The sequence below is a fragment of the Sporomusa sp. genome (genome assembly GCF_035561255.1).
GTDB lineage: Bacteria > Bacillota > Negativicutes > Sporomusales > Sporomusaceae > Sporomusa.
The window spans coordinates 1-2,135 of the sequence record NZ_DATMXX010000423.1 but is presented as its reverse complement, the minus strand read 5'-3'; the positions used below and the strand labels follow the sequence as shown (position 1 = coordinate 2,135).

General features: G+C 40.5%; 1 protein-coding gene. It reads right to left on the bottom strand.

Annotated features, from left to right (window positions below; all coding sequences use genetic code 11):
* Positions 1 to 29 precede the first annotated feature (29 nt).
* On the bottom strand, positions 30 to 1,940 hold the full coding sequence (locus VN379_RS24660) for a glutamine synthetase (RefSeq protein WP_325538784.1): 1,911 nt from the start codon (positions 1,938 to 1,940) through the stop codon (positions 30 to 32).
* Positions 1,941 to 2,135: the final 195 nt, after the last annotated feature.

The window sequence follows — 2,135 nt, the reverse complement described above, 5'->3', positions numbered from 1 at the left end:
ATTCACAGGAGTGCGTTTTAAAAATTGTTTTAGCAGATGTGTATCATGTTTTTTTTGTACTGGCTATATAAAGCTTTTAGTACACCTACTTTATCTGCCATTTCAATCTGAAGCTCTGATACACTATCAAAATCACCTGCTTTAATAGCCTCTTTTATACGGGTAAAAAGGCTTTTTTGTGATAAGCAGTCTTTTGCCAAATAAACTCTGAGAGTATTAATCTTATCCCAGTTGTTCAGATCAAGATCACTGGCAGAATCGGCACCATGTAAAGATTTAGACTCTTTAACGATAGTAAGGTTTTCCGGTATAATGCGATTTAACAACTCAGTTTGCCAACGAACCAACGCACCGGCTACAAAGGCTTGAACAAGTTCAGGACGGAAAGCCCCTCCCGCGGTAAGTGTTTTAACTTTTTCCGGGTATTTACTAATACTTTGCGTATTTTCCCAAACAGTAGCTGGCGGTTTGCTAAACAGACGGTCCCGCTCTTCTGCAGAATAATCATCAAATACGTCGTGCTCGCTGCGGTACGCCCGGTCATTTTCAAGATAGAAGCCTTTAGTACCAGCCTCTTTTGATAATTCCGCATCAATTTCTGCTACGGATTTTCCGGAGTTAACGGCAGCTTTAATGCCATCAAGCATACTCATATAAAAGGCAGTCAATGCAATATAAGTATTGGTGTATGGGTTAGGGGAACGAACCTCAAACCGTGTAGCCATTGGGTTGTTAACATCACGTACAAGACCGGCAAGGATCGTTCTGTTACGGGAAGGCACAGCAGGTGTATGCCCCAAAGAGGTTACAATACATATCGGCGCTTCAAAACCGGGTTTTAAGCGGTTAAGCGAGTCATTTGTTGAAGATATAAACGGATTGATAACCTCATAATGCTTCAATAAACCCATGATCGCGCCATAACCGATTGCACTCAAGAAATATTGTTTCATATCTGTTGGTGAGAATAGGTTAACAATTTTACCAGACTTAAGCTTTGCAGCAATACCAATATGCGTATGTTCACCATTACCGGCAACACCGATAATCGGTTTAGCTTTAAAGGTTACTTCAAGGCCGTTTGCCCGGAAAGCTTCTTTAACTAAAATTCTGGCTTGCAACTCATTATCTGCGCATTGAAGAGCATTGGAGAACTTCCAGTCAATTTCAAGCTGTTCCATAACATGGCTCAGATGTCCGGCTTCATCAATTTTAGCTTTTACACCGCCAACCTCTTTATGACCCATTTCCGGCTCAAGACCATATTGTGCCATCATCAACAATGCTTGTTCCATAGCTGTACGGACATTGCCCCGGGTACGTTGCCAATATTGTTCCTGCAAAACCTGAGAAGCAGATAGCTCTTCTACTTCGGCTTTATTAGCCGGGGTTTTTACCCAAAATTCAAGTTCAGTAGCCGCAGTGAAAATGATATCTTCAACATCTGCGTTATTGATATGTTCTAGACCAGCAATTTTTTCATTTTTTTGGAAAAGAGATTTGATCTCACCTTTAACATACTCCAGGCTTTGTGCCAGAATTGAACGGGAGTCTACTCTAACACTATTATGTACCAAAAAAGCAGGAATCCTGAGTGTACCAACAGGCTTACCTGTCTCTTCGTCAATGTGTTCAAAATTATAATCTACAAACCAGTTAACACCAGCATCTGCCAGCATATCAACTTTGGCATTATTTAAAGTGGCAATACCAGTAAGAACGACAGACGAACCATCAGTTTGTACGGCGCTGCCGTTATAAAAATCGTCCATATCCTTAATAAACAGGCTAATAGGCACTTTTTCATCAGTATCATTACCAGCCAGGTCGATACCAACAAGTGACGCAAACTTGATTTCCGGGTGATTATTAAGCAAGCTTAAAATTTCTTCTTTGCCATACTTGCCAGCAGGAATTAAATACACTAGATCTTTTACCATTTTTCTTCACCTCATACACAGAATGTCTTACAGTATAGGTTTTCACATTACTCCCTGGTCAATACAAGTAAAAAAACAGACCCCTCCACTTGCTGCTTGCGGAAGAGTCATCGTTGACTCAGGGTTTAAATATGTTTTTATTATAGCATAAAAATACAATTTGTCCAGGAGTCTCCACATCAGTAGACATCAGGA